At 59.5% G+C, this 25,605-nt stretch carries 21 protein-coding genes; 7 read left to right on the forward strand and 14 right to left on the reverse strand.

Annotation, left to right across the window (positions count from 1 at the left end):
• Positions 1-6 precede the first annotated feature (6 nt).
• From pheA to mtnA, 4 genes are all read right to left on the reverse strand, one after another.
• Positions 7-1,101: a prephenate dehydratase gene (gene pheA, locus AC07N8_RS17915; RefSeq protein ID WP_029298704.1), complete on the reverse strand. Its 1,095-nt coding sequence runs from the start codon at positions 1,099-1,101 to the stop codon at positions 7-9.
• Entirely contained in the window at positions 1,101-2,186 is a 1,086-nt protein-coding gene (serC, locus tag AC07N8_RS17920) for a 3-phosphoserine/phosphohydroxythreonine transaminase (RefSeq protein ID WP_483841304.1), read from the reverse strand. Before serC ends, pheA begins: the two co-directional genes overlap by 1 nt.
• A 252-nt stretch (positions 2,187-2,438) precedes the next feature.
• On the reverse strand, positions 2,439-5,093 hold the full coding sequence (gyrA, locus tag AC07N8_RS17925; protein ID WP_027924108.1) for a DNA gyrase subunit A: 2,655 nt from the start codon (positions 5,091-5,093) through the stop codon (positions 2,439-2,441).
• Positions 5,094-5,511: 418 nt separating this feature from the next.
• On the reverse strand, positions 5,512-6,588 hold the full coding sequence (mtnA, locus tag AC07N8_RS17930; RefSeq protein ID WP_483841305.1) for an S-methyl-5-thioribose-1-phosphate isomerase: 1,077 nt from the start codon (positions 6,586-6,588) through the stop codon (positions 5,512-5,514).
• A 108-nt stretch (positions 6,589-6,696) separates the two neighbouring features.
• On the opposite strand from mtnA, the gene AC07N8_RS17935 reads away from it, so the two are divergent.
• From AC07N8_RS17935 to AC07N8_RS17955, 5 genes are all read left to right on the forward strand, one after another.
• Complete coding sequence (locus tag AC07N8_RS17935) at positions 6,697-8,031, forward strand: TRZ/ATZ family hydrolase (protein WP_493145181.1); 1,335 nt, start codon at positions 6,697-6,699, stop codon at positions 8,029-8,031.
• Between the two features lie 58 nt (positions 8,032-8,089).
• Positions 8,090-8,788: a bifunctional 2-polyprenyl-6-hydroxyphenol methylase/3-demethylubiquinol 3-O-methyltransferase UbiG gene (ubiG, locus tag AC07N8_RS17940; RefSeq protein WP_007945809.1), complete on the forward strand. Its 699-nt coding sequence runs from the start codon at positions 8,090-8,092 to the stop codon at positions 8,786-8,788.
• Positions 8,789-8,792: 4 nt separating this feature from the next.
• Positions 8,793-9,464, forward strand: coding sequence for an N-acetylmuramic acid 6-phosphate phosphatase MupP (mupP, locus tag AC07N8_RS17945; RefSeq protein WP_483841307.1), 672 nt, complete (start codon positions 8,793-8,795; stop codon positions 9,462-9,464).
• 191 nt (positions 9,465-9,655) lie between these two features.
• A complete protein-coding gene (locus AC07N8_RS17950; protein WP_483841308.1) occupies positions 9,656-10,396 on the forward strand; it encodes a YciK family oxidoreductase in 741 nt (246 codons plus the stop codon).
• Between the two features lie 373 nt (positions 10,397-10,769).
• Entirely contained in the window at positions 10,770-11,696 is a 927-nt protein-coding gene (locus AC07N8_RS17955; protein WP_483841309.1) for a GGDEF domain-containing protein, read from the forward strand.
• A gap of 140 nt (positions 11,697-11,836) precedes the next feature.
• Here the strand turns inward: AC07N8_RS17955 and AC07N8_RS17960 are convergent, their stop codons facing one another.
• The 7 genes from AC07N8_RS17960 to AC07N8_RS17990 all read right to left on the reverse strand — a co-directional run bounded on the left by AC07N8_RS17960 (position 11,837) and on the right by AC07N8_RS17990 (position 19,652).
• The gene (locus AC07N8_RS17960) at positions 11,837-12,598 is read right to left on the reverse strand and encodes an iron-containing redox enzyme family protein (protein WP_493145184.1); all 762 of its coding nucleotides are present in this window, start codon (positions 12,596-12,598) and stop codon (positions 11,837-11,839) included.
• A gap of 78 nt (positions 12,599-12,676) precedes the next feature.
• Complete coding sequence (locus AC07N8_RS17965; protein ID WP_493145185.1) at positions 12,677-15,136, reverse strand: EAL domain-containing protein; 2,460 nt, start codon at positions 15,134-15,136, stop codon at positions 12,677-12,679.
• A gap of 180 nt (positions 15,137-15,316) precedes the next feature.
• Entirely contained in the window at positions 15,317-17,134 is a 1,818-nt protein-coding gene (locus tag AC07N8_RS17970) for an ABC transporter ATP-binding protein (protein WP_483841312.1), read from the reverse strand.
• Positions 17,127-17,765, reverse strand: coding sequence for a DsbA family protein (locus AC07N8_RS17975; protein ID WP_483841313.1), 639 nt, complete (start codon positions 17,763-17,765; stop codon positions 17,127-17,129). The genes AC07N8_RS17970 and AC07N8_RS17975 overlap by 8 nt, the downstream gene beginning before the upstream one ends.
• 3 nt (positions 17,766-17,768) lie before the next feature.
• The gene (trhO, locus tag AC07N8_RS17980; RefSeq protein ID WP_483841314.1) at positions 17,769-18,710 is read right to left on the reverse strand and encodes an oxygen-dependent tRNA uridine(34) hydroxylase TrhO; all 942 of its coding nucleotides are present in this window, start codon (positions 18,708-18,710) and stop codon (positions 17,769-17,771) included.
• 102 nt (positions 18,711-18,812) lie between these two features.
• Positions 18,813-19,112 (reverse strand): BolA family protein, encoded by a 300-nt coding sequence (locus tag AC07N8_RS17985; protein ID WP_008151216.1) that lies wholly within the window; start codon positions 19,110-19,112, stop codon positions 18,813-18,815.
• 12 nt (positions 19,113-19,124) lie between these two features.
• Positions 19,125-19,652 (reverse strand): DUF2059 domain-containing protein, encoded by a 528-nt coding sequence (locus AC07N8_RS17990; RefSeq protein WP_027924097.1) that lies wholly within the window; start codon positions 19,650-19,652, stop codon positions 19,125-19,127.
• 192 nt (positions 19,653-19,844) lie between these two features.
• Between AC07N8_RS17990 and AC07N8_RS17995 the strand changes: the two genes are divergently transcribed.
• Positions 19,845-21,239, forward strand: coding sequence for a class II fumarate hydratase (locus AC07N8_RS17995; protein WP_483841315.1), 1,395 nt, complete (start codon positions 19,845-19,847; stop codon positions 21,237-21,239).
• Between the two features lie 108 nt (positions 21,240-21,347).
• Here the strand turns inward: AC07N8_RS17995 and AC07N8_RS18000 are convergent, their stop codons facing one another.
• Positions 21,348-22,307 carry a DMT family transporter gene (locus tag AC07N8_RS18000; protein WP_493145190.1) on the reverse strand — a complete coding sequence of 320 codons (960 nt, stop codon included), beginning with the start codon at positions 22,305-22,307 and terminating at the stop codon, positions 21,348-21,350.
• A 183-nt stretch (positions 22,308-22,490) separates the two neighbouring features.
• Between AC07N8_RS18000 and AC07N8_RS18005 the strand changes: the two genes are divergently transcribed.
• Positions 22,491-22,685, forward strand: coding sequence for a DUF6316 family protein (locus tag AC07N8_RS18005; RefSeq protein WP_483841317.1), 195 nt, complete (start codon positions 22,491-22,493; stop codon positions 22,683-22,685).
• Between the two features lie 109 nt (positions 22,686-22,794).
• Here the strand turns inward: AC07N8_RS18005 and AC07N8_RS18010 are convergent, their stop codons facing one another.
• Entirely contained in the window at positions 22,795-23,979 is a 1,185-nt protein-coding gene (locus AC07N8_RS18010) for a thiolase family protein (RefSeq protein WP_493145193.1), read from the reverse strand.
• 102 nt (positions 23,980-24,081) lie between these two features.
• The gene (gene pap / locus AC07N8_RS18015; protein ID WP_493145195.1) at positions 24,082-25,596 is read right to left on the reverse strand and encodes a polyphosphate:AMP phosphotransferase; all 1,515 of its coding nucleotides are present in this window, start codon (positions 25,594-25,596) and stop codon (positions 24,082-24,084) included.
• Between the last annotated feature and the right edge of the window lie 9 nt (positions 25,597-25,605).

Consider the following 25,605-nt stretch of genomic DNA (forward strand, 5'->3'; position numbering starts at 1 on the left):
TACCCCTTAGAGAACTGCTTTCGGGTAGGAACCCAGCACTTTGAGTGCCACTGCTTCCTGACTGATCTTTTCCAGCACACCTTTGACCAACGGATCGCGATGGTGGCCAACGAAGTCGATGAAGAACACGTAGGTCCATTTACCGCTGCGCGACGGACGCGTCTCAATTCGAGTCAGGTCGATACCGTTGTCGTGGAACGGCACCAGCAACTCGTGAAGCGCGCCCGGCTTGTTGCTCATCGAGACGATGATCGACGTCTTGTCGTCGCCGGTCGGCGGCACTTCCTGGCTGCCGATCATCAGGAATCGCGTGGAGTTATCCGGGCGATCCTCGATTTTCTCGGCCAGACGGGTCAGCCCGTACAGGCCTGCGGCCATGTCGCCGGCAATCGCTGCCGAGTTCCACTCACCTTTAACCCGCTTGGCCGCTTCGGCGTTGCTGGACACCGCCACGCGCTCGACATTCGGGTAGTGTGCGTCCAGCCACTTGCGGCACTGGGCCAGCGATTGGGCATGGGAATAGATGCGGCTGATGCTGTCGGTCTTGGTGTTTTCACCGACCAACAGGTGGTGGTGAATCCGCAACTCGACTTCGCCACAGATGACCATGTCATGTTCGAGGAAGCTGTCGAGGGTGTGGTTGACCGCGCCCTCGGTGGAGTTTTCCACCGGGACCACGCCAAAGTTCACCGCACCGGCCGCCACTTCGCGGAACACTTCGTCGATCGCCGCCATCGGCTTGCTGATCACCGCGTGACCGAAATGCTTCATGGCTGCGGCTTGGGTGAAGGTGCCTTCAGGGCCGAGGTAAGCCACTTTCAGCGGCTGCTCGAGCGCCAGGCACGAAGACATGATTTCGCGGAACAACCGCGCCATTTCTTCGTTGCCCAGCGGCCCCTGGTTACGTTCCATCACGCGCTTGAGCACCTGGGCTTCACGCTCAGGACGATAGAACACCGGCACTTCGCCTTCGGCCAGCGAAGCCATCTTTACTCGCGCAACTTCCTGGGCGCAGCGTGCGCGCTCACTGATCAGCTCCAGGACTTTAGTGTCCAGGGCATCAATGCGAACGCGCAGTGCCTTGAGTTCTTGCTCAGACATTAGCCGTGTTCCTTCTCGAACTCTGCCATGTACGAAACCAGTGCGTTGACCGCAACGATGTCGACGGCGTTATAGATGGAGGCGCGCATGCCGCCCACGGAACGGTGACCCTTGAGGTTCAACAGGCCACGCTCGTCGGCACCGGCCAGGAACGGCTTGTCCAGACGGTCATCAGCCAGACGGAACGGCACGTTCATCCACGAGCGATCCGACGGGTTGATCGGGTTGCTGTACAAGCCGCTGGCGTCGATGAAGTCATACAGCGTGCGCTGCTTCACTTCGTTGAGCTTGCCGATGGCTTCGACGCCACCCTGCTCTTTCAGCCACTCGAATACCAGGCCGGACAAGTACCAGGCCAGGGTCGGCGGGGTGTTGTACATCGAGCCGTTGTCGGCCGCGACCTTGTAGTTGAGCATGGTCGGGCACAGGGAACGGGCGTGCCCCAGCAGGTCTTCGCGAACGATGTTGACCACGATGCCGCTCGGGCCGATGTTTTTCTGGGCGCCGGCGTAGATCATGCCGAAGCGCGAAACATCCACCGGACGCGACAGGATGTCCGAAGACATGTCGGCCACCAGCGGAACATCACCGGTTTCAGGGATCCACTGGAATTCCAGGCCGCCAATGGTTTCGTTCGGTGCGTAGTGAACGTAGGCCGCGTTTTTCGACAGGTTCCATTCGTTCTGACCGGGAATAGCGAAATAGTCGTAAGGCTTGGCGGTCGCGGCGACATTCACGTTGCCGTAGCGCGAAGCTTCTTCGATGGCTTTCTGCGACCAGATACCGGTGTCGATATAGTCGGCAGTACCGTTTTCCGGCAACAGGTTCAGAGGAATCTGAGCAAATTGCTGGCTGGCGCCGCCTTGCAGAAACAGCACTTTATAGTTCGAAGGGATATTCAGCAGATCACGCAGATCCTGCTCGGCCTTGGTGGCAATGGACACGAACTCATCACTGCGATGGCTCATTTCCATGACCGACAGGCCCTTGCCGTGCCAGTCAAGGAGTTCACCCTGGGCGCGCTGCAGGACAGCTTCGGGAAGTGCCGCAGGACCGGCACAGAAGTTATAGGCTCTCTTGCTCACATCCAATCTCGCTCTGATTTGGTGGTAATCACGCAATAAATCACAACATCAATCGACACAGAGTCTCTGCCAAAGCAGAAAACCTGTGGGAGCGAGCCTGCTCGCGAATGCATCACCGCGGTGTCTCAGAGGTACCGCAGCGCCTGCATCGCGAGCAGGCTCGCTCCCACAAGGGATCTCCACTGATATCGAAATTTTCCGTACGAACAAACAACAAGGGGGCGAATTCTCATCCGCCCCCTGTGTGTTCGCTTACTCTTGTGGCTCTTCGTCAGCGGCGGCATCGAGTTGCTGATCGTCAACGACGTCGTCGATCACGACTTCGCCGATGAACTCTGCACCCTCTTCACCTTCCAGCTCTTCACCTTCGACTTCCGATGGCTCCTGAACCCGCTCCAGGCCGACCAGTGTTTCATCGCTGGCCAGCTTGATCAGGGTCACGCCCTGGGTGTTACGACCCAGGCTGGACACTTCGTCGACACGGGTACGAACCAGGGTGCCCTGGTCGGAAATCAGCATGATTTCCTCGCCATCCAGCACCTGGACCGCGCCGACCAGACGGCCGTTACGGTCGTTGCTGACCATGGCGATAACGCCCTGGCCGCCACGTTTGTACTCAGGGAACTCGGTGATCGCCGTACGCTTGCCGAAACCACGCGCCGAAGCGGTGAGGATCTGGCTGCCTTCTTCCGGGATCAGCATGGAAATCAGCTTCTGGCCTTCCGGCAGACGCATGCCGCGAACACCGCGAGCGGTACGGCCCATGGCGCGAACGTCGGTTTCCTTGAAGCGAGTGACCTTGCCGCCGTCGGAGAACAGCATGACTTCGCGCTCGCCATCGGTAATGGCGGCAGAAATCAGTACGTCACCTTCGTCCAGCTCCAGCGCGATCAAACCAACGCTGCGTTGACGGCTGAAGGATTCCAGCGGGGTCTTCTTCACAGTGCCTTTGGCGGTCGCCATGAAGATGAAGTGACCTTCGGTGTATTCCTCGACCGGCAGCATGGTGGTGATGTATTCATCACTGTCCAGCGGCAGCAGGTTGACCAGCGGACGACCACGGGCAGCGCGGGATGCTTCCGGAATTTCGTAGGTTTTCAGCCAGTACACTTTGCCTTTGCTGGAGAACAGCAGCAGCGTAGTGTGGCTGTTGGCGACCAGCAGGTGAGCGATGTAATCCTCATCCTTCACGCCGGTCGCTGATTTGCCTTTACCGCCACGACGCTGAGCCTGGTACGCAGCCAATGGCTGGGTCTTGGCATAGCCACCGTGGGAAATGGTCACGACGCGCTCTTCTTCCGGGATCATGTCACCCAGGGTCAGGTCGAGACGGGCATCGAGGATCTCGGTGCGACGCACATCGCCGTATTCGGCGCGGATCACTTCCAGCTCTTCGCGGATCACTTCCATCAGGCGCGTGGCGCTGCTGAGGATGCGGATCAGCTCGCCGATCTGGTTGAGGATCTCTTGATACTCGGCCAGCAGTTTTTCGTGTTCCAGACCGGTAAGGCGGTGCAGACGCAGTTCCAGAATGGCTTGCGCCTGTTCTGGCGACAGGAAGTACTTGCCGTCGCGCAGACCGTATTGCGGGTCCAGGGTCTCCGGGCGGCAGGAATCGGCACCGGCGCGCTCGACCATGGCCACTACGGCGGAGGATTCCCAGGCAGTGCTGATCAGCGCTTCCTTGGCTTCCGACGGCGTTGGCGAGGCCTTGATCAGGGCGATGACCGGGTCGATGTTCGACAGGGCAACCGCTTGACCTTCCAGAATGTGACCGCGCTCACGGGCTTTACGCAGTTCGAACACGGTACGGCGGGTAACGACTTCACGACGGTGACGAACGAAGGCTTCCAGCAGGTCCTTGAGGTTCAGGATCCGCGGACGACCGTCGATCAACGCAACGATGTTGATACCGAACACCGCTTGCAACTGGGTCTGGGCGTAGAGGTTGTTGAGGATCACCTCAGGCACTTCGCCGCGACGCAATTCGATCACGACGCGCATACCGTCCTTGTCGGACTCGTCGCGCAGTTCGGTGATGCCTTCAAGCTTCTTCTCTTTGACCAGCTCGGCGATCTTCTCGATCAGACGGGCCTTGTTGAGCTGGTAAGGCAGTTCGGTAATGACGATCTGCTGGCGACCACCGACCTTGTCGATGTCTTCGATCGTCGAGCGGGCGCGCATGTAAATGCGGCCGCGACCGGTGCGGTAGGCTTCGATGATGCCGGCGCGACCGTTGATGATCGCGGCGGTCGGGAAGTCCGGACCGGGGATGTATTGCATCAGCTCATCGATGGTCAACTCAGGGTTGTCGATGAGCGCCAGGCAACCGTCGATGACTTCACCGAGGTTGTGCGGCGGAATGTTGGTCGCCATGCCCACGGCGATACCGCTGGAGCCGTTGACCAGCAGGTTGGGAATACGGGTCGGCATGACCGCCGGGATCATTTCGGTGCCGTCGTAGTTCGGCACCCAGTCCACGGTTTCTTTGTGCAGGTCAGCCAGCAGCTCGTGCGCCAGCTTGGTCATGCGCACTTCGGTGTATCGCATGGCCGCGGCGTTGTCGCCGTCCACCGAACCGAAGTTGCCTTGGCCGTCTACCAGCAGGTAGCGCAGCGAGAACGGCTGCGCCATGCGGACGATGGTGTCGTACACCGCGGTATCACCGTGCGGGTGATACTTACCGATCACGTCACCGACAACACGGGCAGATTTCTTGTACGGCTTGTTGAAGTCGTTGCCCAGCTCGCTCATCGCGAACAGCACACGCCGGTGCACGGGCTTCAAGCCATCGCGCGCATCCGGCAGGGCCCGCCCGACAATTACGCTCATTGCGTAGTCGAGGTAGGACTGCTTCAGCTCGTCTTCGATATTGACCGGGAGGATTTCTTTGGCCAGTTCGCCCATGAGAAGCTCGATTCCTTTTTCTGGTGAAACTTCGTCACATCCATATGGGACGAACGAAGCTCGCCGCTGCAGGCTGAGTGCCATACACCGACTTACGACAAATCAACAAGATTAACCATGGATTTGCGCAGTAAAGACAACCCCGCGGGACTGCCTCGGAAAACGCCGGATGTTATCACAAGAGCCGCCACGCACCTATCCCCCAGACGCGCATGGAGCATAGTTAGTTGACCGGTGACAGGCTTGAGGGAGACGAGAGGGGCTTAGAGTAAAATTTCGGAGGGGAATGAAGCGTATTTACTGGCTGTCAGGGCCTCATCGCGAGCAGGCTCACTCCTACACTGGATCTGCGCTGACCACAAATCCCTTGTAGGAGTGAGCCTGCTCGCGATGGCAATCTCTCAGGCGCCAGAAATTATCAGTGCAGACGCTTGCGGCACATCAACTGCGCCATCTTCGCCGTATCCGGCCGCTCGACAATCCCCTTTTCGGTAACGATCACGTCGATCAAGTCTGCCGGGGTCACATCGAACACCGGGTTGAACGCGTCGACATCCGCCCCGATCCGCTTGCCACCGACCTCCAGCAATTCACGACCATCGCGCTCTTCGATAGGAATTTCATCACCACTGGCCAGGTTCATGTCGATGGTCGAGCTCGGCGCCACCACCATGAAGCGCACGCCATGGTGCATGGCGTTGACCGCCAGCTGATAGGTGCCGATCTTGTTCGCCACATCACCATTGGCGGTGATCCGGTCGGCGCCGACGATCACCCACGTCACGCCTTTGGTCTTCATGATGTGCGCAGCGGCGGAGTCGGCATTCAGGGTCACGGGAATGCCTTCATTGGCCAGTTCCCACGCGGTCAGACGCGAACCTTGCAACCACGGCCGGGTTTCATCGGCGTAAACGCGCTCGACCATGCCTTCGATAAAGGCCCCGCGAATTACACCCAACGCCGTGCCGAAGCCGCCGGTGGCCAGTGCGCCAGTATTGCAGTGGGTCAGAATTGCCTGAGCATTACCCTGGTGCTTGCGGATCAAGTCCACACCCAGTTGAGCCATGGTCAGGTTGGCTTCGCGATCACTTTCATGAATGGCGATGGCTTCCGCTTCCAGCGCCGCCAGCGGGTCTGCATCTTCCTTGAGACGATCCAGGCGGTCACGCATGCGACTCAGGGCCCAGAACAGATTCACCGCGGTTGGACGGGAATCGGCCAATACCGCGTAATCCTCTTCCCACGAGGCCTGCCAGTCACCGCCTTCGGCAATCCGGGCGCGGGCCGACAGCACCATGGCATAAGCCGCACTGATGCCAATCGCTGGCGCACCGCGTACCACCATCGAACGAATGGCCTCGGCCACACCGGCTGCGCTGGTGTAGGCAATCCAGGTTTCTTCGAAGGGCAAAACACGCTGATCCAGCAGGTACAGGGCGCCATCACGCCAATCGATGGCCTTCACTTTCTCCGCAGCCAACAGTCGATCGCGCATCCCACACCCCGCACTCAAGCACAAAAGCCGCCGATTATAGCGATCCCCCCGCGAAGACGCTCGGGTATACTTCGCCATCCTTTACAAAAGCACTGGAACCGACCCTCGATGCCGAACACTGCCGCTGCGCTCGACCTGTTATTGCTGCCGACCTGGCTGGTACCCGTCGAACCCGCTGGTGTTGTCCTCAAAGAGCATGGCCTGGGCATCCGTGACGGACGCATCGTCTTTATCGGCCCACGCTCGGCTGCGTTGAAGCTTAACGCAACTGAAGTGCGCGAGTTGCCGGACATGCTGCTCAGCCCCGGCCTGATCAATGCCCACGGCCACGCCGCCATGACGCTGTTTCGTGGCCTGGCCGATGACCTGCCGCTGATGACCTGGCTGGAAAACCACATCTGGCCGGCCGAAGCCAAGTGGGTCGATGAAGCCTTCGTACGGGATGGCACGGACCTGGCCATCGCCGAGCAGATCAAAGGTGGCATCACCTGCTTCTCTGACATGTATTTCTTCCCGAAGGTTGCCAGCGAGCGCGTGCACAACAGCGGCATACGCGCGCAAATCGCCATTCCGATCCTCGATTTCCCTATCCCGGGCGCCAGCACGGCGGACGAAGCCATTCGTCAGGGCGTGGAATTGTTTGGCGATCTCAAGCACCACGAACGCATCAAAATCACCTTCGGCCCCCACGCGCCTTACACCGTGGGCGATGAAAACCTGGAGAAAATCCGGGTGATCGCCGAAGAACTGGACGCCTCGATCCACATGCACGTGCATGAAACCGCCTTCGAAGTGCAGCAATCGGTCGAACAGCGCGGTGAACGCCCGCTGGCTCGCCTTGGCCGCCTGGGCTTGCTCGGGCCGCGCTTCCAGGCCGTTCACATGACCCAGATCAGCGATGAAGACCTGGCGATGCTGGTAGAAAGCAACACCAACGTGATTCATTGCCCGGAATCCAACCTGAAGCTGGCCAGCGGATTTTGCCCGGTCGAGCGCTTGTGGCAGGCCAGGGTCAATGTGGCAGTCGGCACTGACGGCGCCGCCAGCAACAACGACCTGGACCTGTTGGGCGAAACCCGCACTGCTGCGTTGCTGGCCAAGGCCGTCGCCGGCTCGGCCACCGCACTGGATGCGCATCGCGCCTTGCGCATGGCCACGCTCAATGGCGCCCGCGCGCTGGGTATCGAAGCTGAAACCGGCTCGCTGGAAATCGGCAAAGCGGCAGACATCGTCGCGTTTGACCTCTCCGGCCTGGCGCAGCAACCGGTCTACGACCCGGTTTCGCAATTGATCTACGCCACCGGCCGGGACTGCGTGAAACATTTGTGGGTCGCCGGCAAGCAACTGCTGGATGACCGACGTCTGACCCGCCTGGATGAAGAACAGTTATGCGCCACCGCCAAGGCCTGGGGCCTGCGCATCAGCGGCCGTACAGAATCGTAAGATCCCCGGACCATAAAACCGGGGCAACAGGATTTTTCAAGTTTTAGAGGACTGAACCATGAGCAACGTCGACTACGCCGAAATCGCCAAATTCGAAGCCCTGGCCCATCGCTGGTGGGACCGTGAAAGCGAGTTCAAGCCGCTTCACGACATCAACCCGCTGCGCGTCAACTGGATTGACGAACGCGTCAATCTGGCCGGCAAGAAGGTGCTGGACGTCGGCTGCGGCGGCGGGATCCTGAGCGAGGCCATGGCCCAGCGCGGCGCCACCGTCATGGGCATCGACATGGGTGAAGCACCGCTCGCGGTCGCGCAGCTGCATCAGCTGGAGTCGGGCGTGAACGTCGAGTACCGGCAGATCACCGCCGAAGGCCTCGCCGAAGAAATGCCCGAGCAGTTCGACGTCGTCACCTGTCTGGAAATGCTCGAGCACGTGCCGGATCCGTCGTCGGTCATCCGCGCCTGCTTCCGCATGGTCAAGCCCGGCGGCCAGGTGTTTTTCTCCACCATCAACCGCAACCCGAAGGCGTACCTGTTCGCCATCGTCGGCGCGGAATACATCATGAAGCTGCTGCCGCGCGGCACGCACGATTTCAAGAAGTTCATCCGCCCGTCCGAGCTCGGTGCCTGGAGCCGCATGGCCGGTCTGACCGTCAAGGACATCATCGGCCTGACGTACAACCCGCTGACCAAGCACTACAAACTGGCGGCCGACGTGGACGTCAACTACATGATCCAGACCCTGCGCGAGGAGTAAGCCGATGCGTATCAGAGCAGTCCTTTTTGACATGGACGGCACGCTGCTCGACACCGCGCCGGACTTTATTGCCATCTGCCAGGCAATGCGCGCCGATCGCGGCTTGCCGCCAATGAATGACAAGCACATCCGTGACGAGATTTCCGGCGGCGCCAAGGCGATGGTCGCCGTGACCTTCTCGATGGACCCGGAATCGCCAGGCTTTGAAGCGCTGCGACTCGAGTTCCTCGAGCGTTATCTGGCCGGTTGCGCGGTTCACAGCAAGCTCTTTGACGGCATGGGCGAATTGCTGGCCGACATCGAGAAGTCCAACCTGATCTGGGGCGTGGTGACCAACAAGCCGCTGCGTTTCGCCGAGCCGATCATGCAGCAACTGGGGCTGGCCGAGCGTTCCGCGCTGCTGATCTGCCCGGACCACGTGAAGAACAGCAAGCCAGACCCGGAGCCGCTGATTCTGGCGTGCAAGATGCTCGACCTGGACCCGGCCAGCGTGTTGTTTGTCGGCGATGACCTGCGCGATATCGAGTCGGGGCGCGATGCCGGCACCAAGACCGCCGCAGTGACCTACGGCTACATTCATCCCGACGACAACCCGCGTCACTGGGGTGCGGATGTGGTGGTTGATCATCCGCTGGAGTTGCGCAAGGTGCTCGATAGCGCTTTATGCAGTTGCTAAGTAGAGCGGCTTTTTGTGGCGAGGGAGCTTGCTCCCGCTGGGGCGCAAAGCGACCCCTCTAGCTATCACCGCACTCTGTCAGGCCCACCGCATCTGCAGGTTTCGCGACTGCTGCGCAGCCGAGCGGGAGCAAGCTCCCTCGCCACAGGTTCGGTGTTCGCCTTATTGTTGAATTGTGTTGAGGTTTTCTTATGTTTGATTATTCCGCTCGCCCCGAGTTGCTCAAGGATCGCGTCATTCTGGTCACCGGTGCTGGTCGCGGCATCGGCGCGGCGGCTGCGAAAACCTACGCAGCCCATGGCGCCACTGTGTTGCTGCTGGGCAAGACCGAAGCCAACCTGACTCAGGTGTATGACGAAATCGAAGCGGCCGGGCATCCTCAGCCGGCGGTGATCCCGTTCAACCTGGAGACCGCCCTGCCCCACCAGTACGACGAACTGGCGGCAATGATCGAAACCGAGTTCGGCCACCTCGACGGTTTGCTGCACAACGCATCGATCATTGGACCGCGCACGCCGATCGAACAGCTGTCCGGCGAAAACTTCATGCGTGTCATGCAAGTCAACGTCAACGCCATGTTTATGCTCACCAGCACACTGCTGCCATTGCTCAAGTTGTCGCAGGACGCTTCGGTGGTGTTTACCTCCAGCAGCGTCGGCCGCAAGGGCCGCGCGTACTGGGGCGCTTATGGCGTGTCGAAGTTTGCCACCGAAGGCCTGATGCAAACCCTGGCCGACGAAGTGGACACCGTGGCTCCGGTCCGCTCCAACAGCATCAACCCGGGCGCCACGCGCACCAGCATGCGCGCCCAGGCTTACCCAGGGGAAAACCCGCTCACCAACCCGACCCCGGAGGAGATCATGCCGGTCTACCTCTACCTGATGGGTCCGGACAGCACTGGCATCAATGGCCAGGCGTTCAACGCCCAGTAACACCGTGCGTCGCTTTTGTGCCGTGCCGATTTTCCGGCGCGGCACTCAAAGTGAGTCGTAACTACCCCCCTCCCAGTCAAACAACCGCCGCCCCCTTTCGTTAAAAAAACTCAAAATAAAACTCAACTTTATGATTTTTATGGTTTTTTATTCAAATGAACCGAATGGCACGACTTTCGCTCTAAATTTCTTCAGACATGCAAAGTGAAAGCAGTCGGGCGGACGCCGGAGCCCATAGGTTACTAATCTTCGGCAAAGCGGACTAAACTTGCGCCAACTGTCCCACGGGACTGATGGACCAGTATGACGCGCAGCCCAAAGCCGCTCTCACCCAGCCTGTAAGACAGCTTTACCGCTTAGGGGCTCACGCCATATGAAATCACCTTCCCAGACCAACGCAATTGACTTCGATAGCGCCAAATTGCAACGCCTGGGATTTGGTCAGCAACCTCCTCTTCTGGAACGCCCCGTCAGCCTTGCGCAATTGCGTCAGCAACTGGGTCAGCAGTTGCAAACCAGCCTTGAGCCACAACGCATTCTCGGTCTTTTCTTCCGCGAAGTTCAGCGCTTGGTGCCACTGGATGCCTTGAACTATCGGCATCAGGCCAGCGACTTGCGCCTGGAGTTCGGTCAGCGCGGCCATCACTCGGTCAGTTACAGCCTCAGCCACGAAGGCGAGCAGCTGGGTGAGCTGGTCTTTCGCCGCAATCAGCGGTTCAGCGAGCTTGATCAAGGCAATCTGGAGTCTTTGCTGTCTGCACTGCTGTTCCCAATGCGCAATGCCCTGCTTTACCGAGCGGCAACGCAAAGCGCATTGCGCGACCCATTGACCGATACCGGCAACCGTATCGCCATGGATCAGACCCTGGAACGCGAAATCGAGATGTCGCGACGTCACCTGATGCCGCTATCTCTGCTGATGCTGGACATCGACCACTTTAAGAACGTCAACGACAGTTATGGCCACAATGCCGGCGATGACGTGCTCAAGGCGGTCGCCACAGCGATCAAGAACCAGCTGCGCAATGTCGATATGGTGTTCCGGTTTGGCGGCGAAGAGTTTCTGATCCTGCTGTCCAACACTACTCGAGAAGCAGCCGCAATGGTCGGCGAACGTCTGCGGGCGGCGGCTCAGGCCCAGGACTATCAGGCAGATGGCAATGCAGTCGAGCTGACGGTCAGCCTCGGATGTTCGACCCTGCTGCCGGGTGAGTCTGCCGAGAGTTTGTTGCGACGAGCCGACAGCGCGCTGTACGTCGCCAAGCGTGAGGGGCGTAACCGATTGACGATGGCTGGTTGAGCTTTCTCAACACCGAAAAACCAATGTGGGAGCGAGCCTGCTCGCGAATGCGATTTATCTTTCAACGATAATGTTGACTGATAATCCGCATTCGCGAGACAGGCTCGCTCCCACATTTTTTGCTTTGTGTTGCCTATGGATCAGCTTTCCGCCAGCGCCATGCGCTCGCGCGCTACCGGCACTTTTTCCGAATGCTCAAGCTGCATGCAGCGCTCCAGAAACAGGTGCATGTAGTCGTAGCTCTTGCAGACGGCCTGACGCAGTTCCACTTGCAACGCCTTGCTCGGGTTCATGCCCGCCAGGGTGCAGATGATTTCCAGCGCCTCCCACGGATGGGCATCGTCGTACTGGGCATGCATCTTCAGCCACTTCATCGCACGTTTGCGATCTTCTTCCGGGAACGCCGCAGCGTAGACGCCGCTGGAGCACACCAGCGCCGACCACTCGCCGGTCGCGCCTTCGATGGCGTAGTTGGTCGCGGCGATGGCGACGATCAGCGAATCCGCCGAACTGGTGTGCCAGCACCAATGGCTCAGGGCGTGAAGTTCAGGGGCCACCTGCTGCGCCTGGAGGTCTTCAAGGCTGACGCCGTGCGCCCGACTCCAGTGCACCCAATAATCGGCATGGTTCAATTCCACGCGAATATTGCGCATCAGCCAGCGACGCGCCATGTCTTCACCAGGATGGCGGGCAAAGCGGGTCTTGGTCAGGTTTTGTGCCATATATAACGCGAACTGTTCAACGACCGGCCAGCCACCGATGAGGTACTGACGCATGGTTTTTGCGCTGAGTTTGTTATCTCGCATGCGCTGATACAGTTCGTGTTCGACAACCCGGCGCTTACTCTCGCTGCAATCCTTGATGAGCTGTTGAGCCCAGGCGGGATAACTTGCAGCTTCCATGAGTGGTCCGGTTCGGTTGAATGTGTCGATCACTGTCGGGCTCCTTTTGATTGTGATTGTTCGGATCAGCAAGAGATTTCAACGGAACGTGCCAGGGGCCTTGAACAACAAAGGCTGAGGCCGGGCAGGACGACTTTGCAAACTATCGCAGGTAAACAGATGCGGGCGTTCAATCACATACCCTTGAGCGAAATCGACCCCGATTTCCAGCAATGCCTGCTCGATCTGGGGTGACTCTACAAACTCGGCAATCGTGCGCTTACCCATGACATGGCCGATGTGGTTGATCACTTCGACCATGGCGCGGTTAATCGGGTCGTCCAGCATATCCTTTACGAAACTCCCGTCGATCTTCAAGAAGTCTACAGGCAAATGTTTCAAGTAAGCGAACGAGGACATTCCGGCACAAAAGTCATCTAACGAAAAGTGACAACCTAAACCTTTGAGCTCATTGATAAATCTGATTGCACTGCCCAAATTTGAAATTGCACTGGTTTCAGTGATTTCAAAACAAATCATTTCAGGCGGAATTGAATAGTTAACAAACTGTTCACGCAGGAAGTCCAGAAACGCCTCATCTCCGATAGTAGTACCTGACAGATTAATCGCACACATGGCCAGCGGCCCTTTGCGCTGTTCGGCCATGCATTGGGCAATGATCTTGAAGACGTTCTCCACCACCCAACGATCGAGTGCAGTCATCAATCCGTAACGCTCCGCCGCCGGAATGAAACTGTCCGGCAAGATCATGCGGCCGGCTTCGTCATGCAGGCGCAACAGGATTTCGATATGCCCTCCCCCACGCTCGGTATGACCCAGCGGTGCGATTTCCTGGGAGTACAGGCAAAAGCGATCCTCTTCCAGCGCCATGTGCAGACGCTGGACCCAGGCCATCTCGCCAAAGCGCAGCGACAGCTCGGAGTCATCGGCGTGATAGACCTGAACCCGGTTGCGCCCTTTTTCCTTGGCCATGTAACAGGCCATATCAGCGGCACGCAACGAGGCTTCAAGGGAGGTTGGTGTTTGCGCGAGGTGAACCAGCCCGATACTCACCGTCGTCACGAAGGGCCGGCCTTTCCAGACAAAGTGCAGGTTCTGAACGGTCTGGCGCAGGTTCTCGGCAATCTTGTCCGCCGCTTCGGGTGCGCAGTTTTCCAGCAAGATGCCGAACTCGTCACCACCGAGACGGGCCAGGGTGTCGCCTTCGCGCAAGCCCGATTGCAACAGCGCGCAGATATGCCGCAGCAACTCGTCGCCCGCCGCATGGCCGCAAGTGTCGTTGACCAGTTTGAATTGATCCAGATCGAGAAACATCAGGGCATGACGCCCGGAATGTCGCGTCAGGTTGTGCAGAGCCTGTTCCAGGCGAAATTCGAATTCGCGGCGGTTGGCGAGCCCGGTCAACGCGTCATGAGTCGCCTGCCAGGACAGATTGGCAATGTACTGGCGCTCTTGGGTCATGTCATGCAACACCAGCACGGTGCCACTGACCTTGCCTGCATTGCGAATCGGCGAGCCAACCAGCGTCACCGACACCGTGCTGCCATCCAGTCGCTGGATCAGCTTGGAATGTTCGCTGCCACCGCTGAGCTGACCGCTCAGAATATGTTCGATCAACGTGAAACCATCAGCCTGAGCGTTTTCATCCAGCAAATTGAACAGTGCCGCCAACGGCAAACCCGTCGCCTGATCGGCTTTCCAGTGGGTCAGCGCTTCCGCAGCGGGATTCATGTAGGCGATAGCGCCCTCGACATCTGTGGTGATGACCCCGTCGCCAATGGATTGCAGGGTGATCTGCGCCCGGTCTTTCTCCAGTTGCAGCGCCTCGGCGAACTCATGGCGCTGCTTGAGCAACTTGTGGGTACGCAGCAACGCCAGCGCGATCAAGCCCAGCGCCGTGGCGAGGTTGGTCACCAGCAGCAACCGGAGAATCAAGCGCGAGCCCTCGCCCAATGCGTCGCTGAACGCTTTGGCCGCGGGCGTCACTGCATCGTTGATGGCGAAAATTCGATCCTTCCAGCGCCAGATATCGGCGGTGGTGGCCTGACCTTCGGTAATGCGCCGGTGCATCTCTTGCGCAACCTCATTGAGTTGCAGCAGGTAGGCGTCGCCCACCGTCCAGCGATCAATGGCTTTTTCAAGGTAGGTGAAATGGCGGAAATTGAGGTAGAGCCAGATCAGGCTGGAAACGTCGTCGGGGTGATTGCCCCCTTTGAGAATCGCCACTCGTGCGGCTTCGATGTCCGGCGGCTGGAGATCCAGTGCCACACGCAACTCGTGACCACCTTGAGGGACGGCTATGGCGTTCTGGTATTTGAGGAAAATCGCCTCGTCGCGATTGTCCGCGTAGAGGTTGAGGTAATAGATGGCGTCCTTTTGGCCCTTTGACCAAAGGCTTTCACCGGCAACGTAGCCGCGAACTGCCGACAAAACGTACAGGCTTACACCACCCAACAGGGCCTGAAACAGCACGACGGCAATAAATGGCCAGACAATGCCCAATAGCCGCGGCGTTCCGAGAGTCCGGGTTTGATTCATGAGGTCCCTTGTTTTAGCACTGCCAGATCATCATCCCGATGTGATCGCTATAGCTAGACTAGGGTGCGATCTCGATCCCGGCAAGCGAGAAGCCTGCCAGGACGGGCAAGTCCTTGATTATTCACCAGGATGTTCCCTGCAACGGATGAAGCGGAATAGAAAAGGGACTGCACGTCGACGCTAAAGTTGCTGCAAATGCCCATAGAGTTTTGCGTACAAACCACCTCCGGCAATCAGTTGTTGATGGTCGCCATCCTCGGCAATCTGTCCACCATCGAACACCAGCACCCGATCAGCCTGTTTCACCGCCGACAACCGATGCGCAATGATCAGCGTGGTGCGGTGGCTGAGAAACTTCGCCAGTGCCTGATGCAGGTTGTATTCGGTGGCGGCGTCCAGCGCCGAGGTCGCCTCATCGAGAATCACCACTTTGGGTTCGGCCAGGACCATCCGCGCAATCGCCAGGCGTTGGCGCTGGCCACCGGACAAACGCACGCCGGAGCGCCCGACGATGCTGTCCAGGCCATTGGGCAGCTCTCGAACCGTGTGGTGCAACTGGGCAATTTCCAGTGCTTGCCAGCAAGCATCGTCGCCGCGTACACGGCCCATCGTCAGGTTGGCGCGGATGGTGTCATTGAACAGGGCCGGATGTTGCAGGACCACGGCGACGTTTTCGCGCACGGTTTCCAGACCGATCTCCTGTTGGGTCGAGCCACCGAAGCGGATGGTCCCGGCCAGTGGCGTGTACAAGCCCAGCAACAGTTGCACCAAGGTGCTCTTGCCACCGCCACTGGCGCCGACAATCGCGACTTTTTCACCGGGGGCGATGGACAGGTCCATCTTGTTCAACACCAACTCGTCGCCGTAACCGAAACTCAGGCCCTGGACTTCAATGCCCACCGTGTCGCGGCCCTGGAACGGGTCGACACCACCGGGGTATTGCGGCTCATCGGCCCGAGCCAACAGCTCGTTGATCCGCGATAGCGCACCGCCGGCCGCGTAGTAGGCGTACTGCAGATTCAGCAGTTGCTCCACCGGGCCGATCATGAACCACAGGTAGCTGAACACCGCCAGCATCTGGCCAATGGACAGGTCGGAGAACAACACAGTGAGCATCGCCGCCGCGCGAAAAATATCGATGCCGAACTGGAACAGCAGGCCGCTCGCCCGGTTCGAGGCATCGGTTTTCCATTGCGAGTTGACTGCGTAATCACGCACTTCCCGGGCCCGCAGGCCAAGGCGCCCAAGGAAGAATCCCTGGCGGTTGCCAGCACGCACTTCCTGGATCGAATCGAGGGTTTCGGTCAGTGCCTGGGTGAAGCGCGAGGTGCTGTCGTTCTCGAGTTTCTTCAGGTGTTTGACCCGCTTGCCCAGTTGCACCGTGGCGTAAATCACCAACGGATTGAACAGCATGATCAGCAGCGCCAGCTTCCAGTGCATCCAGATCAGAATGCTCGCGGTGCCGACCAGCGTCAGCATCGCCACGAGGAAACGGCTGAGGGTTTCGCCGACGAATTTGTCCAGCGTGTCCAGGTCCGTGACCAGGTGCGTGGTCACCGTGCCGCTGCCCAGGCTTTCGTATTCACCGAGGGAAATGCGCTTGAGCCGCTCGATCAGTCGGGTACGAATGCGATAGACGATGTCCTTGGCCAGCGCCGCAAATAATTTTGCCTGTATCACGTTGAACAACAAGGCGCCGCAACGTAGCAACAATGTCACGAACAACATCAGGCCGATGTAGCCGGCCGCTTTCTGCCAGCCTTCGGGCAGGGCGTGGTTCATCACCTTCAGCGCGGCGTCACCGTGGCCCAGCAACACTTCGTCCACCAGCAACGGCAGCAGCAACGGAATCGGCACACTGCACAAGGTCGCCAGCACGGCGACGCCATTGGCGATCCATAGGGATTTTTTATGGTGCAGGGCCAGTCGGCGGATTTCGGCCCAGCTCAGCCGATCGACACGCGTGGGAGCCGGGGCGTCATCAGGACCATCATGCACAGACAGAGTGCTCCAGCCAGCGGCCGAGCAACGGGGACAATTCACTCAGGGGCTGATAGCCATTGGTCAGCAACGCCAATTGACCATTGCGCTCAGCCAGCAAGGTCGGGAAACCGGCGATGCCCAGGTCCTGGACCCAGGTGAAATCGGCCGCTGTGGCGGCGTGCATATCGGCTCGGTCAAACGCGGCAGCGAATTCGATGCGCGGCAGACCGGCCTGTTCGGCCAATTCCACCAGCACGCTGGCGTGGGTGACATCGCGGCCTTCGGCATAGAACGCGTGCTGGATCAGGCCCAGCAGTTTCCATGCACAATCCGGCGCCAGGGCACGCGCGGTCACCAACGCTCGACAGGCAGGCTCGGTGTCATACACAAAGCCTTCCGGCAACGCGCCTTCTGTCTTGAATGGTTGGCCGGTGGCATCAGTGACCGCCTGCCAATGTTCAAGAATGTAACGTCGGGTGGTTGGCTCCAGCGCCGCACCGCTGCCGGTGCGCAAACCACCGACGATCAGATGCACCTCTACGCCCGCCGCGTGCGCCTGTTCGACCAAGGCTTTGGCCACTGGCGCAAACCCCCAGCACCAGGAACACATCGGATCCATCACATAGAGCAGGCGGCGCGCAGACATGGTTCAAGCCTCGGAAGGGGTTTGCTTGTAGTTGTAGCCGATCGGGTGCGGCAAGTTGCGCGCCTTGGCCAGTTCGATCTGCTTCTGCCGATCAATGGCACTGCGCCGGGTCTTCTCGCTCAGCGTATCCCAGCAATGCGGGCAGCTGATGCCGGCCACGTAATGTTCGGAAGCGCGATCTTCGACGCTGATCGGCGTACGGCAGGCATGACATTGATCGTAGTCGCCTTCGCTGAGGTCATGACGCACGGTCACGCGGTTGTCGAACACGAAGCAGTCGCCCTGCCATTTGGTTTCTTCCTGCGGCACCTCTTCGAGGTACTTCAGGATGCCGCCCTTGAGGTGATAGACCTCTCCATAGCCTTCGCTAAGCATGAAGCTCGACGCCTTCTCGCAGCGGATGCCGCCAGTGCAGAACATCGCGACCTTCTTGTGTACGGCAGGGTCGAAGTTGGCTTTGATGTAGTCAGGAAATTCGCGAAAACTGGTGGTTTTCGGGTCGATGGCGCCTTCGAAAGTGCCGATCGAGACTTCGTAATCGTTACGGGTGTCGATCAACAACACTTCCGGATCGCTGATCAGCGCATTCCAGTCCTGTGGATCCACGTAGGTGCCGACCTTTTTGTTCGGGTCCACGCCTTCAACGCCGAGGGTAACGATTTCTTTCTTGAGCTTGACCTTGGTGCGGTAGAACGGCTGGTCGTCGCAGTACGACTCTTTGTGATCGATGTCGTCCATGCGTGGGTCGTTCTTGAGCCAGGCCATCAGCCCGTCAATGCCTTCGCGGCTGCCGGACACGGTGCCGTTGATGCCTTCTTCGGCGATCAGCAGCGTGCCTTTGATGCCGTTGTCGACCATCGCTTGCAGCAGGGGCTCGCGCAGGGCGACGTAATCTTCCAGGGTGACGAACTTATACAGTGCCGCCACGACAATCTGTTGTGTCATGGGTGTTTCTCCAGGTGGCTACCCTCGCAAAGGGTGAACCGGATTCAAAAAAAAACGCGCCGGGTGAGCGGCGCGTTGCGGATTCTAGCAAAAAACGCGGGTTTAATGCTTGCTGCCGCCAGCACAGGTCGGCGAGGCCGGAGCCGCGTCGATCTGTGCCCATTCCTCAGGCGTGTAGGTATGCAGCGCCAACGCATGAAACTCGCCCATCAGCTCGCCGAGCGTGCCGTAGACTTTTTGATGCCGCTTGACCCGGTTCAGCCCTTCGAACTGCTGGCTGACCACCACGGCCTTGAAGTGGGTCTGCAACCCACGGCTGTGCATGTGGCTTTCATCCAGCACTTGCAGATGCTGCGGCTGTAACAGGCCCAGCGTTGATTCGATGCGTTGTTGCATGGTCATACCGAACTCCGCTTAAGGCTTTTTCTTGGCTGCTGGAGCGGCGGCGCCTTTCGGGTCCAGCTCGGCAGTCATGTCAGCCAACAGTTTGTTGACCACAGGCACTGCGCTTTCCAGTTTGGCTTGAGTCATCTGGGCCGATTGCTGAGTCAGCTGCGGCATTTTTTCCAGGACTTTCTTGCCCAGCGGCGACTGGTAGAACGCTACCAGGTCTTTGAGCTCGGACTCGGTGAAGTTGGTGGTGTAGAGCTTGACCATGTCCGGCTTCAGCTTGTTCCAGCCAATGGCCTGGTCCAGCGCGGCGTTGGCTTTGGCTTGGTACGTTTCCAGCAAGGCTTTTTTCGATTCAGGGGCTTTGGTCTGTTCAAAGCGCTGAGCGAACATTTGCTGTACTTGCATGTACACCGGAGTGCCCAATTTGTCAGCGTGCGCCAGGGTCAGGAAAGCTTCGGCACTGGCGTTGTGGCTGGCGGTATCGGCAAAAACTGGGCCGCTGGCGCAAACCAGTGCAACCGCGGTACAGATGGCACGAAGACGAGTCATCGAGTTTCCTTTTCTAGCAGGCGAGGTAAAACCCCAAGGGCGTCCATTCTGCGCCTAAAAAAGTGTGTCACTCAACCCCAAGCCTTGTCAGGCCTGAATTAGAGGGGTTGAAGAGGCAAAAAACCTTCAGATGGAACCACGGCCGACGATCACGGCCTAAACTGCGCTATCAGACCTACAGGAGTGTGCATGATGAGCCGTATCGAAACCGACAGCCTTGGCCAGGTGGAAGTCCCGGATGAAGCTTACTGGGGCGCTCAAACGCAACGCTCGCTGATTAACTTCGCCATCGGCAACGAAAAGATGCCGCTGGCGGTGCTGCACGCCCTGGCACTGATCAAGAAAGCCGCGGCGCGGGTCAATGACCGTAACGGCGACGTGCCCGCCGACATCGCCCGGCTGATCGAACAGGCTGCCGACGAAGTGCTCGATGGCAGCCACGACGACCAGTTCCCGCTGGTGGTCTGGCAGACCGGCAGCGGCACCCAAAGCAACATGAACGTCAACGAAGTGATCGCCGGCCGCGCCAACGAACTGGCCGGCAACCCTCGCGGCGGCAAGTCGCCGGTGCACCCCAACGATCACGTCAACCGCTCGCAAAGCTCCAACGACTGCTTCCCCACCGCCATGCACATCGCGGCGGCCCAAGCGGTGCAACAGCACTTGCTGCCGGCCATCGGCGAGCTGTCGGGCGGGTTGGCCGAGCTGGCGGCGCGCCACATGAAACTGGTCAAGACCGGCCGAACGCACATGATGGACGCCACGCCGATCACCTTCGGCCAGGAAGTCTCGGCGTTTATCGCGCAACTGGATTACGCCGAACGGGCGATCCGCAGCGCGCTACCAGCCGTCTGTGAACTGGCCCAGGGCGGCACCGCCGTAGGCACGGGGCTGAATTCGCCCCACGGTTTTGGCGAAGCGATTGCTTCCGAACTGGCGGCCCTTTCTGGTCTGCCGTTCATCACCGCGCCAAACAAATTCGCGGCGCTGGCGGGTCACGAACCACTGACGACACTTTCCGGGGCGCTGAAGACCCTGGCGGTGACTCTGATGAAAATCGCCAACGACTTGCGTCTGCTGGGCTCTGGCCCCCGCGCCGGTTTCGCCGAGGTTAAATTGCCGGCCAACGAACCGGGCAGTTCGATCATGCCGGGCAAGGTCAACCCGACGCAGTGCGAAGCGCTGTCGATGCTGGCCTGTCAGGTGTTGGGCAATGACGTCGCCATCGGCTTCGCGGCGAGTCAGGGCCATCTGCAATTGAACGTGTTCAAGCCGGTGATCATCCACAACCTGCTGCAATCGATCCGCCTGCTGGGGGATGGCTGCAGCAACTTCCAGCAGCACTGCATCGCCGGGCTTGAGCCGGACGCAGAGAAAATGGCTGAACACCTGGAGCGTGGCTTGATGCTGGTGACGGCACTTAATCCGCACATCGGCTATGACAAATCGGCGGAGATTGCCAAGAAGGCGTATGCCGAAGGGCTGACGTTGCGCGAGGCGGCGTTGCAGTTGGGGTATCTGACGGATGAGCAGTTTGATGCGTGGGTAAGGCCGGAGAATATGCTGGAGGCCGGGGCCAAGGGCTGAAATCAGCTGCGTCGATTAGTCAGTCTTCGCGAGCAGGCTCGCTCCCACAGGGGGATCGCATTTCCCTGTAGGAGCGAGCCTGCTCGCGAATGGCCGCGTTAAAGGTGTTCAGCCGAGCGCCATTTTGGCCTTTCGCGCCTTGAGCCCCGCAATCAACGAAGGCCCCAACGCCACCAACGCCGACCCCAACACCACCAGGACCGCCCCGCCATACCCCAGACCGTTGATCGTCTCGGCATGCACATAATCGGGCCATAACCACGCGGCGATGGCCACCGCGACAAACGTTACCAACGGCGTAATCGCCAGCGTCGCACTCACCCGCGACGCTTCCCAATGGGCCAGCGCTTCGGCAAATGCGCCATAGGCGATCAGGGTATTCATGCAGCACGCCAGCAACAGCCAGCCCTGCAGCGGGCTCAATTGCAACGCTTCAAGCGGGTGCACCCACGGCGTTAGCAGCAACGCGCAGAACAGGTAAATCACCATCATCACCTGCAACGAATTCCACACCGTCAGCAATTGCTTCTGCCCCAGGGCGTAGAAGGTCCAGACCGTGGACGCCAACAACACCAACAGCACGCCGGTAGTGTATTCGGTCAACGAGGTGAGCAACTCGGCCAGGCGTTGATTGAAGAACAGGGCGAAACCAATCAGCAGCACCAACAGGCCAATCCCCTGCCCCACGCTGAAACGCTCCTTGAACACAAACAGACTGGCGATCAGCAACATGATCGGGCCCATCTGCACCACCAGTTGCGCGGTGCCGGGGCTGAGCAGGGTCAGGCCCATCAGGTACAACACGTAGTTGCCGACCAGACCGAGCACCGCCATCAAGACCAGCCAGCCACCTCGCGGGCCGAGGACTTTGCGCGTCGGCAAACGCCTGGTCGCGGCCAGGTACACAAACAGGCAACCGCCGGACACGATCAGGCGAAACCAGGTGACGGTCACCGGGTCCATCACCAGCAGCACTTGCTTGAGCTTGATCGGCAGGATTCCCCACAACAACGCAGTCAACAGGGCCAGAAACAGACCGTAAACCCAGCGACCGGATGAAATGTGCATGCGAACCCCAACAGCCAGATGGCGAGAAACACCATTCTAGGCGCAGCGGCGTCTGGCACACAGGGACAGTTGGCGAGTGGACGCGAATGAAACTGTGCAGGTCGCAGCGGCCGTCGATCAGTTGGCCGGGCACAGTCCGGGGTTCGTGCATAAGCTCAGGGGATTCACCCTCAGGAGATCGCCATGTACGGCATGCGCGCCCAGGACAACGCCCCCGCGACGCACTTTCGCAGTGACCGGTTGTGTCGTGTGAATGGGGAACTGTATTTCAGTACTCGGGAAAATACGCTTGAAGGACCGTTTGATAATGCCGAGGCGGCGGCGCGGGAGATTCAGGCGTATATCGAGCGGATGCTGGTTTTGAGTGCCCGCCGTTAGACCGAGGCGCTGCATTCGCGAGCAGGCTCGCTCCCACATTCGATCGCATTACGATGTGGGAGCGAGCCTGCTCGCGAAAGCGGTTGATCAGGCGACACAGTTCTGCGGATTAACGCACCGCTTCAAACAACCCCGTCGCGCCCATCCCGCCACCCACGCACATGGTGACGACGCCATAACGTAAATTGCGCCGCTGCAATTCCCGCACAAGATGCCCGACCTGCCGTGAACCGGTCATGCCGAACGGATGCCCGATGGAAATCGAGCCGCCATTGACGTTGTATTTCTCGTTATCGATCTCCAGCCGATTACGGCTGTACAGGCACTGCGAAGCAAACGCTTCGTTGAGTTCCCACAGGTCAATGTCAGCAATCTGCAAGCCCTTGGCCTTGAGCAACTTCGGCACCGAGAACACCGGGCCAATGCCCATTTCATCCGGCTCGCACCCGGCAACCGTGAAACCACGGAAGAACGCCTTCGGCTTCAGCCCCAGTTCCAGGGCTTTTTCCAGGCTCATCACCAGCGTCATCGACGCGCCGTCGGACAGTTGCGACGAGTTGCCCGCCGTGACCGAACCGTCCTCGGCAAACACCGGCTTCAATCCCGCCAGGCTCTCCAGCGTGGTGTCCGGGCGGTTGCAGTCGTCGCGATCGACGATGCCATCGAGGATTTGAATCTGCCCGGTGGCCTTGTCTTCAACCCGATACTTCACCGCCATCGGCACGATTTCATCATCGAACAGACCGGCGGCCTGAGCCTGTGCCGTGCGCTGCTGGCTTTGCAGGGCATACAGATCCTGCGCTTCACGGCTGACGTCGTAGCGACGCGCGACGATTTCGGCGGTCTGGCCCATCGGGAAGTAGATACCCGGCACCTGCTCTTTCAGCAGCGGGTTGATCAGGTTGTCAGTGTTGACGCTTTTCATGGTCAGGCTAATGGACTCGACGCCACCGGCCACAATGATGTCGCTGCAACCCGAAGCAATCTGGTTGGCAGCGATGGCGATCGCCTGCAAGCCCGAGGAGCAAAAACGGTTGAGGGTCATGCCGGCGGTGCCGATGCCCAGACGCGACAACACAGCCACGTTGCGCCCGATGTTGTAGCCCTGCGCGCCCTCGTTCGAGCCCGCACCGACAATGCAATCCTCGACGCTGGCCGGGTCGATGCCGCTACGTGCCAACAAGGCGTCGACACAATGCGCCGCCATGTCGTCCGGACGGGTCTGGTTGAACTTGCCGCGAAAGGATTTGGCCAGGCCGGTCCGCACGCTGTCGACGATCACCACTTCACGCATGGCATACCTCATTGTTGTTGTCGGTTGAGAGTGGACCGAGCATAAGTCCACCTCATAACCGACCGCGACAATCATTCACCCCGCGTATGCGTAACCATCGCCTCAGTTCTTGTGCTTCCTGGCCTTCTTATCGGACTTTTCGAACGCGTCTTCCAATGCCCGATTAATCGTGCGCAGGACTTTGACCCGCGCCCAGCGCTTGTCATTGGCTTCCACCAGCGTCCAGGGGGAGATTTCGGTGCTGGTGCGATCGACCATGTCGCCGACGGCGGCACGGTAAGCGTCCCATTTGTCGCGATTGCGCCAATCGTCTTCGGTGATCTTGAAACGCTTGAAAGGGATTTCTTCCCGGGCCTGGAAGCGCTCCAGTTGGGTCTGCTTGTCGATGGCCAGCCAGAACTTGACAACAATGATGCCCGAATCGGAAATCTGCTCTTCGAAGTCATTGATCTCGCTGTACGCCCGCAGCCAGTCCGCCGGCGGACAGAACTCTTCGATACGTTCCACCAGCACCCGCCCGTACCAGGAGCGGTCAAATACGGTGAACTTGCCCTTGGCCGGCAGGTGGCGCCAGAACCGCCACAGATACGGCTGCGCCCGCTCCTCTTCGGTGGGTGCGGCAATCGGCACGATGCTGTACTGGCGCGGATCGAGCGCCGCCGCGAGCCGCCGGATCGCCCCGCCCTTGCCCGCCGCATCATTGCCTTCGAACAACGCCACCAACGCGTGCCGGCGCATGCGTTTATCGCGCATCAGGCCGGAGAACCGCGCCTGCTCGGTAATCAATTGCTCTTCGTAATCGTCCTTGTCCAGGCTCAGGGTCAAGTCGAGGCTGTCGAGCAGGTTGATCTGATCGATATGGATCGGCAGCGGCGCGGCGTTGACCTTGTCGGGATGGACCTTGGAACGCTTGAGCGCATTTTGCAGGCCTTCGAGCAGGATCTTGCCCACTGCCAGGCTGCGATAGTGCGGATCCACCCCTTCGATCACATGCCACGGCGCGTAGTCACGACTGGTGCGGCGCAATACGCGCTCGCCGTACTTCACGAATTTGTCGTAGGTCCGGGATTGTTGCCAGTCCAGCGGACTGATGCGCCAGCTGTGCAGCGGATCGTCGGCCAGGGCCTTGAGGCGTGCCTTCATTTGTTTTTTGGAGAGGTGGAACCAGAACTTGAAGATCAGCGCGCCTTCGTCGCAGAGCATTTTTTCAAAACGCTCGGACTGGTTGATCGACTGATCGAGCACGGCATCCTTGAACAGGCCATGGACCCGGCCCTGCAGCATCTGGCTGTACCAGTTGCCGAAGAAAATCCCCATGCGGCCCTTGGCCGGCAACATCCGCCAGTAACGCCAGGCCGGTGGCCGCGCCAGCTCTTCGTCGGTCTGCTGGTCGAAGGTGCGGACTTCGATCAGGCGCGGATCCATCCATTCGTTGAGCAGCTTGACCGTCTCGCCCTTGCCGGCGCCTTCGATGCCATTGATCAGGATGATCACCGGAAAACGTTGCTGCTGCTGAAGATCGAATTGCGCTTCCAGCAAGGCTTCGCGCAGCGCCGGCACCTCGGCGTCATAGGTTTCTTTGTCGATGGCGTGACCGATTTCGGCGGATTCAAACATGGACGGCTC

It is taken from the genome of Pseudomonas sp. GW821-FHT10C09 (assembly GCF_059415465.1).